Origin of the sequence: Methylophilus rhizosphaerae, from assembly GCF_900100975.1 — a bacterium.
In the GTDB taxonomy this organism is placed as follows: domain Bacteria; phylum Pseudomonadota; class Gammaproteobacteria; order Burkholderiales; family Methylophilaceae; genus Methylophilus; species Methylophilus rhizosphaerae.
In genome coordinates, this window is sequence record NZ_FNFX01000003.1 from 392,928 (window position 1) to 406,716 (window position 13,789).

The following is a 13,789-nucleotide window of genomic DNA, read 5'->3' on the forward strand; positions in this document are numbered from 1 at the left end:
TCAAGTTGCCGTCAGGAGTTTATGCATGAAATTAGTCATTCTTGACCGTGACGGCGTGATTAACCGCGACAGCGCGACCTTTATCAAGAATCCCAATGAGTGGATTCCGATTCCTGGCAGCCTGGAAGCGATTGCGCTGCTCAACCAGCATGGGTACCGCGTGGCAGTGGCGACCAATCAATCGGGCATTGCGCGTGGCTATTTCGATATGGCCACGCTGAATGCCATTCACGACAAAATGCATAAAGCGCTGGCACAAGTAGGTGGCCGTATTGATGCGGTGTTTTATTGCCCGCATGCGGCCGATGATCATTGTAGTTGCCGCAAGCCAAAAACTGGCATGCTGGAAGAAATCAGCCGCCGTTTTAACATCGAGTTGAATAAAGTGCCCGGTGTAGGCGATGCACTGCGTGACTTGCAGGCATTTGCCAACGCCGGCTGCCAGCCTTATCTGGTGCGTACTGGGAAAGGTGAAGAAACCTATAACCTGTCTGACGTCCCCGAGAATACCATCGTGGTTGCCGATCTGGCAGCGGCTGTGCAAGACATTATTGCAGGTGACAGATAATGCAGAAAGCCGTGTTGTATGTGCGGGCTTTGCTGTTTTATACCGGCTTGGTTGCACTGACGATTCCATTTTCCTTACTGGCGATTTTGCTGACGCCGCTACCGGCAGTGACGCGTTCGCGCTGGGTCAGTGGCTGGGCGTATGGCGTGTTGTGGTGGCTCAAAGTGACGTGCAATCTGCGTTATGAGGTGACCGGGCGTGAACATATTCCTGCCGGTGCGCATATTATCCTGGCGAAACATCAGTCGGCCTGGGAAACCATAGGGTTGCAGTGTATTTTCCCGCCGCAAATCTGGGTAATGAAAAAAGAATTACTGATGATTCCTTTCCTGGGCTGGGCATTTTGGGCGCTGGATGCGATTCCGATTGATCGCAGTGCTGGTCGCGAGGCATTGAAGAAACTGGTCAACAATGGCAAAGACAGATTGCGACAGGGATTAAGTGTGGTGATTTTCCCGGAAGGCACCCGCACGGCGCCTGGTCAGCGTGGCAAGTATCACATCGGTGGTGCCTGGCTGGCATCGCATAGCGAAACTACCGTGGTGCCGGTGGCGCATAATGCTGGCCGCTTCTGGCGCAAAAATTCCATCCTTAAATATCCAGGCGTCATCCAGGTGGTCATTGGCCAGCCCATTGATACCAAAGGCCTCAAGCCAGATGCTATCAATAAACAGGTCGAAGACTGGATTGAAGCCGAGATGTTAAACCTGTGATCGAGCAACGCTTGCAATTGCCCAATGGGCAAAGCATCCAATACCTGCTCGACCTGCGTGCACGCAGAACCATAGGCCTTAAAATCACGGCCAATGGCCTGGTGGTGCATGCCCCCAAACGTATTTCAGCCACGCAGCTACAGCAAGTCTTATTGGAAAAATCGGGCTGGATACAGCAAAAACTGGCTTTGCGTGAAGCGAACCAGGTGGCGCCCATGCAGTGGCTGGATGGTGAACCCTTGCTGTTTATGGGGCAGGATATTGTGCTGACGCTGCAACAGCATGCCACCAATAAAGCGGTGACACTGCAAGGCAACCAGTTGCTGGTCCGGTCGCCGCAGAGCGACCAGCCAGCGTTCGTCGCACGCAAAGTGCTGCAATGGTATGCGCAGCAGGCGTTGCCGGATTTTAAGCGCAGGGTTGAGTTGATCGCTGCGCAGATGGGCGAAAAGATTACTTCTGTTGCGCTTTCTAATGCCAGATCGCGCTGGGGTAGCTGTAACAGCCGCAAGCAAATCCGCCTCAACTGGCGGCTGATACAAGCACCGCCGCATATCATTCAATATGTGGTTTGCCACGAAATGGCCCATCTCAGGGAAATGAACCATTCCGCCAGGTTCTATGCCGTACAGGAAAGCCTGTTTCCCCATCACCTGCAAGCCGAAAAAGAACTCAAGGCCTTGTCTGCGATTTTGCATCGCATGGCCTGACCGCTAACGCCGGGAAGTGGGTGTCACCACTGGCTGATGCATCGCTTTGTTGGCTAACCAGATGCCGGTGAAGATTGTCAGCATGCCCAGCAACTGGTAGGCATGCAATGCTTCACGTAACAGCAGGCTGGAAAGCAGCGAGCCGAACACGGGCATGGCATGAATAAATACGCTCGCGCGCACCGAGCCTACAAGTGTGACGGCTTTTGAATAGGCCAGGAAGGCAATCACGGAAGGGAAAATCCCGATATAGGCCAATATCCACCAGGTCCGGGTGTCTGTGATATGTATCGTGCTGACCTGGCTTTCCCAGGCATACAGTGGCAGCAGGAATAATAATGCAATCAGCACCTGGCATAGCATAAGTCCTGTGCGGTCTATCGTGGCCGGAATCTCCTTGGTCCACAAAGTAAACAAGGCCCAGCAAATCATGGCCAGGAAAATAATCACATCACCCGGAGCGAAAGCCAGCGTAAGCAACACCTGCAATTCCCCGCGCGAGACGACTGTGAGGACGCCTGCGAGCGAAACCAGCAGCCCCAGCAATTGGTAAACAGCTAGTCGCTGGCGATAAAACAAAAAGCCGAAGATCGCGACCAGAAAGGGGATGAAGGAATTGAGGATGATACCGTTAGTCGCACTGGTCGTGTGTAAGCCCCAGTACACCATCAGGTTAAATGTAGCCACGCCGGTAATGGCCGTGCCTAGCACATGCCAGCGGTAAGTCAGGTAATGGGCGCGGTCACGCAAAAAAGGCTTGAGTGCGAACGGTAGCAGGCAGAGCGTGGCAAGCCCCCAGCGGATAAGCGATAGCGCCACGGGTGGTACCGAGGCGCTGACGGCGCGCCCGGCGATGAAATTACCGGCCCAGAGCAACGGCGGTAGCAGCAGTAATACTAAGATGTGCCAGTCTGGTTTGGTGCTTGAGTGATTTGCCATGCCGATGGATGAATGAGGGATAAGCGCATGATTGTAGTAGGCAATGCAGCTACCGGCAAAGCATGTTTTGTGAAATAGAAAAGGGGCTGATAGCCCCTTTTTTTGAAACTGGAGGTGATCAGGCGGCGCCTAATTGTACCGGTGTTAACTGGATCAGTTTTTTCACCAGGCCAGGATGTTGTTCTGTGTGTGCTTCTTTCAGGCAGGCTTTGGCACAGCTGGCACATTTGCCGCATTCCGCGCCAACACCTAATTGTTCTTTCAGGTCCTTCACGGTTTTTGCACCATTTCTCACCGCCTGGTGAACTTGACGCTCAGTGACTGCATTACACACGCAAACGTACATATTGCCTCTCTAAAGTTACTAATGATAATTATTATCATTTATTGAGAGCTTGTCAAGGTTAAACTGGTTCCCTGCAGCCAAGAAAAAAGCCGCTTTCGCGGCTTGATTCAACGGTTGATGTGGGTACCGGGATTAGTCGGATTCAATCTGGGATTGCAGGTAATTCGGCAAGGTGACGTCTGTAATCAGGCGTTGCTGGGTCTCCAGCCAGTCTATGGCCTCTTCGCAGGCTTCCAGCAATTCGGTCAGCAGGTCGCGCGTGACATAGTCCTGCAGTTTTTCGGCTTCTGCAATCGCTTCCACCAGTTGCGGGCGCTGCACCTCTTTTTCAAAGCTGAGGTCACCTTGCAGGCATTCCACTACATCTTCGCCAATCAGTAGCTTGCCAAGGTTTTGCAGGTTAGGCAGGCCATCCAGGAACAGGATGCGCTCAATCACCTCATCCGCTTCTTTCATGACGCGGATGGATTGTTTGTACTGGTAGTCGTTGAGTCTTTCCAGGCCCCATTTCCTGAACATGCGCGCATGCAGAAAGTACTGATTGATAGATGTCAGCTGGTTTTTGAGCACCTTGTTCAGTGTGCTGATAATATGTTTTCCGCCTTTCATAGCAGCTCCTTATACGGCTGCCGCCGGGCTGTCGCCCATCTGGCTTTGGCAGTAGTTTTCAATGCCGATCAATTTGATCAGGTTCAGTTGTTTTTCCAGCCAGTAGGCATGATCCATTTCGGTGTCATCCAGTTGCACCAGCAGCATTTCGCGTGTGACAAAATCCTGCGCCTGTTCGCAGGCTTCGATAGCGCTTTTCAGGTGTTTGACCACGGTGTATTCCAGTGCCAGGTCTGATTCCAGCATGGATTTAACGTCTTTGCCGATATGGATAGGATCGCGTTTGGCGAGGTTGGGTGTGCCTTCCAGGAACAGGATACGCTGAATGAGCGCGCGGGCATGTTCTCTTTCGTGCAGGGATTCGTGCAAGATGTGTTGCGCAATCGTGCCTAGTCCCATGTCGGCATACATTTCGCCGTGAATCAGGTACTGGTCGGTGGCGGTGAGCTCGCCTGCCAGTAAATCATTCAGAATATCTATAATTTTCTTATCGCCTCTCATTGCCGGCTCCTGTATGCAGTTTTGATGCTGGCTATGATACAGGAAATAGCAAGGAGTGCAATAATAAAATTAATGTAACTTATTGATTTAAAATGATATTTTAAATAGTAACATAAATGAAAATCGTTCTTGACTACAAGCGCCGGTGACCGGTACAAACGTGTTTACATCAGCAGTTTCAAGTCATGTGCAATGTTTGCCGGCTTTTCGCCATAACCAAGATAAATACGTGGTGCCCCGGTTTTATCAAACACATACAGGCCTGCACTATGATCCATGGTATAGCCCGACTGGCCAGGTTCGGTGACTTTGGCGGCATATACCTTGTACTCGGCCAGGTTGGCAGCCACTTCAGCTGGCGTACCGCGCAAACCGATAAAACGTGCATCGAAGCCAGGTACAAACTGTGCCAGCACTTCCTGCGTATCACGTTCAGGATCGACAGTCACAAACAATACCTGTACATCATCGGCCTTATCACCCAGCAATTTCATGGTTTGCTTCAGGTCACTCATGGTTGTGGGGCACACGTCCGGGCAATGCGTGTAGCCGAAAAACAGCACAACCACCTTGCCTTTGAAATCATTGATACTACGTAACTTTCCGGTGTGGTCGGTCAATGTCAGCGGTTTGCCAAAATGGGTGCCGGTCAGGTCGGTGCCGATAAAACTGGCGTGTGAGCCGCCAGGTTGGCAGCCAGCCAGCAGTCCTAGCAACATAAATCCCATGACCCATCGCCACATAAAATGTGCACGCATATAAAAATCCTTGTAAATCAGCATTGAAATGAATTCTAGCATAGGCGAAAAAGACGCAGTTTGGTTTACAATACCAGTTTTTCATGACTGACGGATTGAGGCGAGTTTAAATGGCAATACCGAGTTCGATGGCAGACCGTGACGGCGTTATCTGGTACGACGGCAAAATGGTCAACTGGCGTGATGCCACCACCCACGTATTAACCCACACCCTGCACTATGGCATGGGCGTGTTTGAAGGGGTGCGTGCCTACAAAACCGAGCAGGGTCCCGCGATTTTCCGCCTGCAGGAGCATACAGACCGCCTGTTCCGCAGTGCGCATATCCTGGGCATGAAAATGCCATTTGATAAAGCGACCATTTCCGAGGCACAAAAAGCAGCGGTACGCGAAAACAACCTCGAATCGGCTTACCTGCGCCCGATGGCATTTTACGGTGCCGAAGCCATGGGTATCTCTGCCAAGACCTTGTCCACCCATGTGATCGTCGGTGCCTGGAGCTGGGGCGCTTACATGGGCGAAGAAGCGATTACCAAAGGTATCCGCGTAAAAACTTCCTCCTTCGCACGTCACCACGTAAATATCACCATGTGTAAAGCCAAGGCTAACGGCAACTACATGAACAGTATCCTGGCCCACCAGGAAGCGGCACAGGATGGTTACCAGGAAGCATTGCTGCTGGACGTAGACGGATTTGTGGCTGAAGGCTCTGGCGAGAATATCTTTATCGTGCGTAACGGTAAATTGATTACGCCGGACCTGACATCGGCACTGGAAGGTATTACCCGCGATACCATCATTCACCTGGCGAAAGAAGAACTGGGCCTGGAAATTATTGAAAAACGTATCACGCGTGATGAGGTATATAGTGCAGATGAAGCTTTCTTCACCGGTACTGCGGCTGAAGTCACGCCTATCCGCGAGTTGGATAACCGTGCGATTGGCGCGGGCTCACGTGGTCCAATCACCGAAAAACTGCAAAGCCTGTATTTCGATGTGGTTAAAGGTAAAAACGCCAAATACCAGCACTGGCTGACGTTGGTTTAATCGATTGTGTGCCGGTTTGCGGGAGAATTTGAATGTCTGATGTCAAAGTGTTTGAAGTAGACGGCAAAGACTTGCCATTGCATTGCCCGACAAATGAAGTTGCATTGTGGGCCTCACATCCCAGGGTATTCCTGGATGTAGTAAAAACGGGTGAAGTTTCGTGCCCGTATTGCGGGACGAAATACAGGTTGAAGCCTGGGACGCAGGTGCATCATCATTAAGTAGAAAACCCACGCAAAGCGTGGGTTTTTTGTTGATGATTAGCGGCAATGCTATCTAGCGAATGCCCACAACTGCTGCATAACCCGTTGCGTCTCTTCCGTCCCACTCGTTAGAAACACATAATCTCCAGTTTCGCTGGCGGCATTAAGCATCTGCCGTTGTTCCAATATCTGCTGCAGGCGCTTCGCCACTGCTGCTCCAGTATCGATCAATATCACATTCTGCCCCACTATTTCCTGAATATATTTACGCACAAACGGGTAGTGTGTACAGCCGAGCACGATGGTGTCCGCGCCGGCTGCCATCAGCGGTTGGCAGTATTGTTGTAATAGGGATAGTGTTTGCGGCGTATCCAGTTGACCTTGTTCAATGCATTCCACTAATCCAACGCAGGCTTGTGTGACGATTTGCACGCCCTGGCCGTAGTGCTCCAGCAGGGCGGCGAATTGGGCACTTTTCAGGGTACCAGTGGTGGCGAGTACGCCGATGATGCCGTTATTGCTGGCCGCGGCAGCGGGTTTGACGGCGGGTTCCATGCCGATGATGGGTAAAGTGTAATGCTCGCGCATGGCGCCGATGGCGGCGGCAGTGGCCGTGTTGCAGGCAACGACCAGCGCCTTGGCACCCTGGACGATCAGCCTGTCGGCAATGGTGAAGCAGCGCTGCCGGATTTCGCTGGCAGATTTGTTGCCATAGGGCGCATGGGCGCTGTCAGCAAAATAGAGGAAATGCTCGTGTGGCAGCTGGCGGGTTAAGTGCTTGAGCACGCTGAGGCCGCCAACCCCGGAATCCATCACCCCGACCGGGGCATTGACTGCAATCGCTGGGCACATCGAAATGGCACGGTATGATTTATAATGACCGGATTATATCGGATTTTATACAGGTATCAGGAATGGCCAATCGGCTGAGCAAGATTTACACGCGTACCGGTGATAGCGGCACGACCGGGCTGGGCGACGGCTCGCGCGTGGCGAAATCCGACCTGCGTGTGGCAGCCATGGGTGATGTCGATGAGCTGAATGCGGTGCTCGGCATGCTGCTGGTGGAAGAACTGGACGACGATGTGCGTGACAGCTTGCTGGCGATCCAGCATGACTTGTTCGACCTGGGCGGTGAGTTGTGCATGCCTGGGCATCATTTCATCCAGGCCGGACGTGTGACATTCCTGGAGTTGACGCTGGATGCATGGAACGAGGCACTCAGCCCGCTGAAAGAGTTTATTCTGCCTGGCGGGAGCCGCGCGGCGGCTGTCTGCCATCTGGCACGTACGGTTTGCCGCCGTGCCGAGCGTGCGTTACATGCCCTGCATGCACATTCGCCGGTGACACCGATTTCCCTGCAATACCTCAATCGCCTGTCGGACTTGTTGTTTGTCCTCTGTCGTACCCTCAATCAGCATGCCGGCGTTCCTGATGTGCTGTGGAATAACCAACATAAACTGTAGCGCCGTAGTAGTGGGCGCCTGAATATTGACCAATGATTAAACAATTACTGAACAAAGTATTTCGCCGTCGTGGCGCTGCCAATGCGCAAACACCTTCTGCTACTGTAAAGGTGATTACCGCCAGCAAACATAAAATCAACCAGAAACTGATCAGCCAGGCTGCCCTGAAAACCTGTGACGGTTTACACAAGGCCGGTTTCCAGGCTTATATTGTCGGCGGTGCCGTGCGTGATTTATTGCTGAACCATCCTCCCAAGGATTTTGATGTCGCTACGGATGCTACGCCGGAACAAGTGCACAAGACCTTCCGCCGTTCCCGCATGATTGGCCGCCGTTTCCGCCTGGTGCATGTGTTATGGGGGCAGGAGACGATAGAAGTGTCTACTTTCCGCGGCCATCACCAGAATGACGGCGATGCGGCCACTAATGATAGCGGCCGTATTATCCGCGACAATATTTTTGGCACCATAGAAGAAGATGCGGTCCGGCGCGATTTTACCGCCAACGCCTTGTATTACGATCCCAAGCGCCAGGAAGTACTGGATTTTCATGACGGTGTCGCCGATATCCGCGCCAAAACCCTGCGTATCATTGGCGACCCGGTCAAACGCTACCAGGAAGACCCGGTGCGCATGCTGCGCGCCGTCCGTCTTTCCGCCAAGCTGGGCCTGAAGCTGGAGCGTGCCACCGAAGCGCCTATCCGTAAACTGGCAGATTTACTGGAAGATGTACCCCCCAGCCGACTGTTTGATGAAATGCTTAAGTTATTTCTGTCCGGCCATGCAATTGAAAGCATCGGCGCCTTGCGTGCCCAGCATTTGCACCATGGTTTGCTGCCATTGCTGGATGTGGTACTGGAGCAACCGCTGGGTGAAAAATTTGTCATGCTGGCGCTGAAAAACACCGATGACCGTATCCTTGCTGGCAAATCATCCAACCCAAGTTTCCTGTTCGCGACCTTGCTCTGGCATGAAGTGCTGCAAGCCTGGCAGGAAAACCAGAAGCGTGGCGAGCCGCTGATTCCGGCACTGCACGCGGCCATGAATGAAATCATTGACAAGCAGGGCGAGAAAATGGCGATCCATAATCGCTATACTGCAACCATGAAAGAAATCTGGGCCATGCAGCCGCGCTTTGAACAGCGCTCTGGCAAGCGGCCTTATGCCTTGCTGACCAATCCGCGTTACCGGGCCGGTTATGATTTCCTGCTGTTGCGTTGTGCCTCGGGCGAGTTGCCGCAGGAACTGGGTGACTGGTGGACTCGGTTTGCCGATGCCGGTACTGAAGAACGCACCGCCATGCTGTTGCCGGATAGCGCCCCTAAAAAACGTCGCCGCAAGCCGCGCAAGAAAAAACCGGCAGCGACTCATGAGGCAGATGCTTAATGGCGCTGGCCCTAATCGCGCTGGGCAGTAACCTGCAACAGCCGCAAGTGCAAGTCAGCCGTGCGATACAGGTGCTGGCGCAAACACCAGGATTGACGCTGCTCAAGACTTCCAGCCTGTATGCGACCGCTCCTGTAGGCTATGACAACCAGCCTGACTTTATCAATGCCGTGATTCAGGTCGCAACAGATATTCCCGCCCCGCAGTTGATGCAGTTGCTGTTAGACATAGAGCAAACATTTGGCCGCGAACGGCCTTTCCTCAATGCGCCACGTATCCTCGATCTGGACCTGCTGGATTATGACGGTATGCAACTGGATACCGAACTGCTCAGGCTGCCGCATCCGCGCATGCACGAACGCGGTTTTGTGGTTTTTCCGCTGGCGGAAATTCTGCCCGGTTTTGTACTGCCGGACGGAAAGTCTGTTGTAGAATGGGTAGCTGGATACCGGCACCAGGATGTGAGAAAACTGGAACGTGCGCAAACTGCCCCGAATTGAATAAGCTGGACGAGCAATAAGAATGTTTAACCGTTTTCCCTATGTTGTGATTGAAGGCCCGATAGGCAGTGGCAAAACCACGCTGGCGCGCATGCTGGCCGACAAATTCTCGGTGGAACTGCTGTCCGAGAAAGCCGAAGCCAATCCGTTCCTGACGCGCTTTTACCAGGATGCCCAGCGTTATGCCCTGCCGACGCAATTGTTCTTCCTGTTCCAGCGTTCACGCCAGATTGAAGACATGGCACAGCGCGATATGTTCGGGCAACAGACTGTGTCTGACTTTTTTCTGGAAAAAGACCCGCTTTTCGCGCGCCTGAACCTGGATGATGAAGAATATTCCCTGTATCACCAGATTTACCAGCACTTGCAGCTTAAAGCGCCCAAGCCGGACCTGGTGGTCTACCTGCAAACACCGGTGGACGCGCTGATGGAGCGTATCGAAGAGCGCAATATCAGCTACGAGCAGGATATGCCGCGTGAATATATCGCCCGCCTGGCAGAAGCCTACAGTGAGTTTTTCCATGGCTATGATGCTTCACCCTTGCTGATCGTGAACAACGAGAAGTTGAACATTATCAAAGACCCGGAGGCGTTCGACTTGCTGATTGAGCGGATTAACCAGATCAAGAGTAGCCGCGAGTACTTTAACCCCAACTTTTAAACGACAGCACGGTGCAAGTCGGGCTGTATGAGTACTGCCTGTATCTTCTTGCTGGACGTGCATCGCCAACCCTCTTTTGAATATGCTGAAACAACTTCTGACCAAAGCAAGCGCGGGTGAAAAAATTGCCATGCTGACTTGCTATGACGCCACGTTTGCCAAGCTGATGGCGCTGGCCGGCGTGGATGTGCTGCTGGTCGGGGATTCACTGGGCATGGTGATCCAAGGCGCGTCTGATACCCTGGGTGTCACCATGCAGGATATGCTGTATCACACGCGCATTGTGGCAAAGGGTGCACCTGATACCATCATCATGAGCGATATGCCGGCCAACAGTTATGAACACGATATGGCAGAGGCGCTGGTCAATGCCAGGGCCCTGATTGCTGCGGGCGCGCATATTATCAAGATCGAAGGTGGTGGCCAGATGGTCGAAACGGCGCGTCATTTAGTGACTAATGGCATTCCTGTTTGTTCACACCTTGGGTTTACGCCGCAATCTGTGGAGAAACTGGGCGGTTATAAAATCCAGGGCAAAACGGCAGAGGGCGCCCAGGCCATGCTGGCGGATGCGCAGGCGATGGCTGATGCCGGTGTCAGCATGGTGCTGTTTGAAATGGTCCCGGCAGCACTTGCCATGCAGATTACTAACAACATTCCGGTGCCTACCATAGGCATAGGTGCCGGTGCCGGTTGTAGTGGCCAGGTGCTGGTATTGCAGGACTTACTGGGCATTTATACCGGACCGGCAGGCAAGGCCCCGCAAGACTACAAGGCGCCGCGTTTCGCAGAAAACTTTTTGCAGCAATCCGGTAGTGTGCAGCAGGCAATTGCTGCTTATGTGCAGGCGGTGAAATCCGGCCAATTCCCTGAGCAAAAGCATAGCTATTAATTGCCATGAATTTACTAGCCATTGAATCTTCAACTGAATTCCTGTCGCTGGCGCTGCAAGCTGGTACTGAGGTACATGCGTTTCATGAGTGCACGGGTCCGGCGGCTTCGCAACGTATCCTGCCGGAAATCCAGCGCCTGCTGGCGCAGGCACATTTCACCCTGGCCGGGCTGGATGGGATTGCCTATGGCATGGGCCCCGGCGCATTCACCGGTGTACGTGTGGCGGTAGGGGTAACACAGGGCTTGGCATTGGGTGCCGGTTTGCCGGTGGTGGGCGTAAGTTCGCTGCAAACAGTCGCACAAGCCGCCTGGCTGGAAACACAGGCGGAAAAAGTATTGGTCTGTCTGGATGCGCGTATGGGCGAGGTTTATCACGCCGCGTTTACCCGGCAACAAAACGAATGGGTGGAAGTCTCTGCGCCTGTCGTCTGCAAACCGCACGATGTACCGGCGATTGAGGGCAATGACTGGCTGGCAGCAGGTTCGGGCTGGCGTATATTTGCCGATAGCTTATCTGGACAGTATGCAGGCAAAATTAGTCAGATACATGCCGATCTGCTACCCACAGCCCCAGCCATGTTAACACTGGCCCACCCCCGGTTTGCCGCCGGGGAAACGCAGTCTGCCGACCAGGCCGCGCCTTTGTATGTACGCAACCGGGTAGCACTGACAGCCAGTGAACGTGCGCAGGGACAAACGCTGTAAGATCACATCATGAGCGCATTGCCACATTCCCAGCCCACGTTCCGCCCGATGTCGTATGATGACCTTGCGGCGATTTGTCGCATTGAACCAACGATTTACAGTCATCCGTGGACGCTTGGTAATTTCAGGGACTCACTGGATGCCGGGCATAGTGCCTGGGTGATGGAGATTGCCGGGGAAATTGCGGGTTACGCCCTGGTCATGATGGTGCTGGATGAAGCACACCTGTTGAATATCAGTGTTGCCAGAGTTTTGCAGGGGCAAGGACTGGGGCGTGCTTTACTCGCGCAAATGATAGATATTTCCCGTTATCATCGTGCTGCCAATATGTTCCTCGAAGTACGTGTCAGCAATATCACGGCAATTGCCTTGTATGAGTCGGTAGGATTTTGTGAGATGGGCATCCGCCGCAATTATTATCCGACTAAACAAGGGCGCGAAGATGCCGTGCTGATGGGATTGGCACTATGAATCGCCTGAGATGGCAAAGGAGGCATGTGTGAGCTTGACCCGCGAAGACATATTGCGCGAACTGGAGTTACTGCCAGCCTGGCGGCCACGCATGCCTGAGGTTGCACATATGTTCCCGGTTGTGGAGAAACCATCTGGTACGCCTGTCGCAAAATCCCTGGTGGATGAGGGTAGTGTGCCGGTGGCAGAAGTGACTCCAGCTGAAGCGGAGATCACACCTTTACTGCCTGATCCCCAGCCAAGCGAATCAGCGGAAATTGTTGAAGCTAACATCATTGAGACGATCTCTGAACCATTGATTCAATCGCCATGGCTTTTGTTATGCCCGCAAGCCAGTGATGACGCCAGCCAGGCATTATTGCAAAATATCCTGCGCGCCCTGAAGCTGCCAGTTGAGGACGTGGTACTGCACCAGCACGCTATCTCATCCGCGCAAGTGCAAAGCCGTTTTTGTGTCTTGTTCGGGCTGGAAACCGCCAATCACTTTCTCGGCACGACGCATGCTGACATCGCCTCGGTACGCGGACAATTGCTGGCGCATGGTGACATGCGCTATGTGATTACACATCCCCCGCAGGCCATGCTGGCGCAGCCTGCATTGAAAAAAGAAACCTGGCATGACTTGTGTTTATTGCTGGCAGAAAAATAAACAAGGGCCTGGTTGAAGCTGTATGCCGGATCCCCATGTAAATGACATCTATCTGAGAGGAGCATGCAATGCGTCAAATTTTTAAGGTGGTTTTGTTGGCTGGCGTATTAACGCTGTCTGGTTGCGGCTATAACCAGTTCCAGAGTCTGGATGAGGAAGCCAAGGCCAGTTGGTCGGAAGTGCTGAACCAGTACCAGCGCCGGGCCGACCTGGTGCCCAACCTGGTATCTACCGTCAAAGGCTACGCCAATCATGAAGAGAAAGTGCTGACGGAAGTGACCGAAGCACGTGCCAAAGTGGGTAGCATGCAAGTCACGCCGGAATTGCTGAATGACCCGGAGGCATTTGCCAGGTTCCAGGCGGCGCAAGGGCAACTGACCAGTGCCTTATCCCGGCTGATGGTTGTGTCAGAAAACTACCCTAACCTGAAAGCGGATGCCAGCTTCCGTGATTTACAGGCACAGCTGGAAGGGACCGAAAACCGTGTCACCGTCGCGCGTAACCGCTATATTGAAACCGTGAAGCAGTACAACATCGCGGTGCGCAGCTTCCCTAATAACCTGACTGCCATGATGTTTGGTTACCAGCCAAAACCCACCTTCACGGTAGATAACGAAAAAGCCATTTCTTCGGCCCCGAAAGTGGATTTTGGTGACAAATAATCG

The 13,789-nt window shown here is 53.1% G+C and carries 20 protein-coding genes; 14 read left to right on the forward strand and 6 right to left on the reverse strand.

All coding sequences use genetic code 11. The features are described 5' to 3' along the window. Positions 1 to 25 precede the first annotated feature (25 nt). Genes gmhB through BLP53_RS08780 form a run of 3 tightly spaced genes read left to right on the forward strand, consistent with a single transcriptional unit; the run spans position 26 to position 1,991 of the window. A complete protein-coding gene (gene gmhB, locus BLP53_RS08770) occupies positions 26 to 568 on the forward strand; it encodes a D-glycero-beta-D-manno-heptose 1,7-bisphosphate 7-phosphatase (RefSeq protein WP_091471771.1) in 543 nt (180 codons plus the stop codon). Then, positions 568 to 1,281 (forward strand): lysophospholipid acyltransferase family protein, encoded by a 714-nt coding sequence (locus BLP53_RS08775; protein WP_091471772.1) that lies wholly within the window; start codon positions 568 to 570, stop codon positions 1,279 to 1,281. The genes gmhB and BLP53_RS08775 overlap by 1 nt, the downstream gene beginning before the upstream one ends. After that, positions 1,278 to 1,991 (forward strand): M48 family metallopeptidase, encoded by a 714-nt coding sequence (locus BLP53_RS08780; RefSeq protein ID WP_091471773.1) that lies wholly within the window; start codon positions 1,278 to 1,280, stop codon positions 1,989 to 1,991. Before BLP53_RS08775 ends, BLP53_RS08780 begins: the two co-directional genes overlap by 4 nt. A gap of 3 nt (positions 1,992 to 1,994) precedes the next feature. Here BLP53_RS08780 and BLP53_RS08785 read toward each other — a convergent pair whose 3' ends face one another. From BLP53_RS08785 to BLP53_RS08805, 5 genes are all read right to left on the reverse strand, one after another. Continuing rightward, positions 1,995 to 2,930, reverse strand: a complete 936-nt coding sequence (locus BLP53_RS08785; protein WP_091471774.1) for a DMT family transporter — start codon at positions 2,928 to 2,930, stop codon at positions 1,995 to 1,997. A gap of 118 nt (positions 2,931 to 3,048) precedes the next feature. Next, entirely contained in the window at positions 3,049 to 3,276 is a 228-nt protein-coding gene (locus tag BLP53_RS08790) for a (2Fe-2S)-binding protein (RefSeq protein ID WP_091471775.1), read from the reverse strand. 132 nt (positions 3,277 to 3,408) lie between these two features. Continuing rightward, the gene (gene bfr / locus BLP53_RS08795) at positions 3,409 to 3,885 is read right to left on the reverse strand and encodes a bacterioferritin (RefSeq protein ID WP_091471776.1); all 477 of its coding nucleotides are present in this window, start codon (positions 3,883 to 3,885) and stop codon (positions 3,409 to 3,411) included. 9 nt (positions 3,886 to 3,894) lie between these two features. Next, a complete protein-coding gene (gene bfr / locus BLP53_RS08800; RefSeq protein ID WP_091471777.1) occupies positions 3,895 to 4,386 on the reverse strand; it encodes a bacterioferritin in 492 nt (163 codons plus the stop codon). A gap of 164 nt (positions 4,387 to 4,550) precedes the next feature. Then, a complete protein-coding gene (locus BLP53_RS08805; protein WP_091471931.1) occupies positions 4,551 to 5,144 on the reverse strand; it encodes an SCO family protein in 594 nt (197 codons plus the stop codon). 128 nt (positions 5,145 to 5,272) lie between these two features. Between BLP53_RS08805 and BLP53_RS08810 the strand changes: the two genes are divergently transcribed. Both BLP53_RS08810 and BLP53_RS08815 read left to right on the forward strand, forming a co-directional pair. Next, complete coding sequence (locus tag BLP53_RS08810; RefSeq protein ID WP_091471778.1) at positions 5,273 to 6,190, forward strand: branched-chain amino acid transaminase; 918 nt, start codon at positions 5,273 to 5,275, stop codon at positions 6,188 to 6,190. A 32-nt stretch (positions 6,191 to 6,222) separates the two neighbouring features. Beyond that, on the forward strand, positions 6,223 to 6,411 hold the full coding sequence (locus BLP53_RS08815; RefSeq protein ID WP_091471779.1) for a zinc-finger domain-containing protein: 189 nt from the start codon (positions 6,223 to 6,225) through the stop codon (positions 6,409 to 6,411). 51 nt (positions 6,412 to 6,462) lie between these two features. Here the strand turns inward: BLP53_RS08815 and murI are convergent, their stop codons facing one another. Continuing rightward, complete coding sequence (gene murI, locus BLP53_RS08820) at positions 6,463 to 7,245, reverse strand: glutamate racemase (protein ID WP_091471780.1); 783 nt, start codon at positions 7,243 to 7,245, stop codon at positions 6,463 to 6,465. Positions 7,246 to 7,307: 62 nt separating this feature from the next. Between murI and BLP53_RS08825 the strand changes: the two genes are divergently transcribed. The 9 genes from BLP53_RS08825 (at position 7,308) to BLP53_RS08865 (ending at position 13,786) form a co-directional block, all read left to right on the forward strand. After that, the gene (locus BLP53_RS08825) at positions 7,308 to 7,859 is read left to right on the forward strand and encodes a cob(I)yrinic acid a,c-diamide adenosyltransferase (protein ID WP_176755241.1); all 552 of its coding nucleotides are present in this window, start codon (positions 7,308 to 7,310) and stop codon (positions 7,857 to 7,859) included. Between the two features lie 32 nt (positions 7,860 to 7,891). Continuing rightward, positions 7,892 to 9,244, forward strand: a complete 1,353-nt coding sequence (pcnB, locus tag BLP53_RS08830) for a polynucleotide adenylyltransferase PcnB (RefSeq protein WP_091471782.1) — start codon at positions 7,892 to 7,894, stop codon at positions 9,242 to 9,244. Further along, on the forward strand, positions 9,244 to 9,744 hold the full coding sequence (folK, locus tag BLP53_RS08835) for a 2-amino-4-hydroxy-6-hydroxymethyldihydropteridine diphosphokinase (protein ID WP_091471783.1): 501 nt from the start codon (positions 9,244 to 9,246) through the stop codon (positions 9,742 to 9,744). Before pcnB ends, folK begins: the two co-directional genes overlap by 1 nt. Positions 9,745 to 9,766: 22 nt before the next feature. Then, positions 9,767 to 10,405, forward strand: coding sequence for a deoxynucleoside kinase (locus tag BLP53_RS08840; RefSeq protein ID WP_091471784.1), 639 nt, complete (start codon positions 9,767 to 9,769; stop codon positions 10,403 to 10,405). 82 nt (positions 10,406 to 10,487) lie between these two features. Then, complete coding sequence (gene panB / locus BLP53_RS08845; RefSeq protein ID WP_091471785.1) at positions 10,488 to 11,297, forward strand: 3-methyl-2-oxobutanoate hydroxymethyltransferase; 810 nt, start codon at positions 10,488 to 10,490, stop codon at positions 11,295 to 11,297. A 5-nt stretch (positions 11,298 to 11,302) separates the two neighbouring features. After that, positions 11,303 to 12,004: a tRNA (adenosine(37)-N6)-threonylcarbamoyltransferase complex dimerization subunit type 1 TsaB gene (gene tsaB / locus BLP53_RS08850; RefSeq protein WP_091471786.1), complete on the forward strand. Its 702-nt coding sequence runs from the start codon at positions 11,303 to 11,305 to the stop codon at positions 12,002 to 12,004. A gap of 9 nt (positions 12,005 to 12,013) precedes the next feature. Further along, positions 12,014 to 12,475 (forward strand): ribosomal protein S18-alanine N-acetyltransferase, encoded by a 462-nt coding sequence (rimI, locus tag BLP53_RS08855; RefSeq protein ID WP_245652740.1) that lies wholly within the window; start codon positions 12,014 to 12,016, stop codon positions 12,473 to 12,475. Positions 12,476 to 12,503: 28 nt separating this feature from the next. Further along, positions 12,504 to 13,124, forward strand: coding sequence for a uracil-DNA glycosylase family protein (locus BLP53_RS08860; RefSeq protein WP_245652741.1), 621 nt, complete (start codon positions 12,504 to 12,506; stop codon positions 13,122 to 13,124). Positions 13,125 to 13,192: 68 nt separating this feature from the next. Beyond that, positions 13,193 to 13,786: a LemA family protein gene (locus BLP53_RS08865; protein WP_176755242.1), complete on the forward strand. Its 594-nt coding sequence runs from the start codon at positions 13,193 to 13,195 to the stop codon at positions 13,784 to 13,786. Positions 13,787 to 13,789 lie beyond the last annotated feature (3 nt).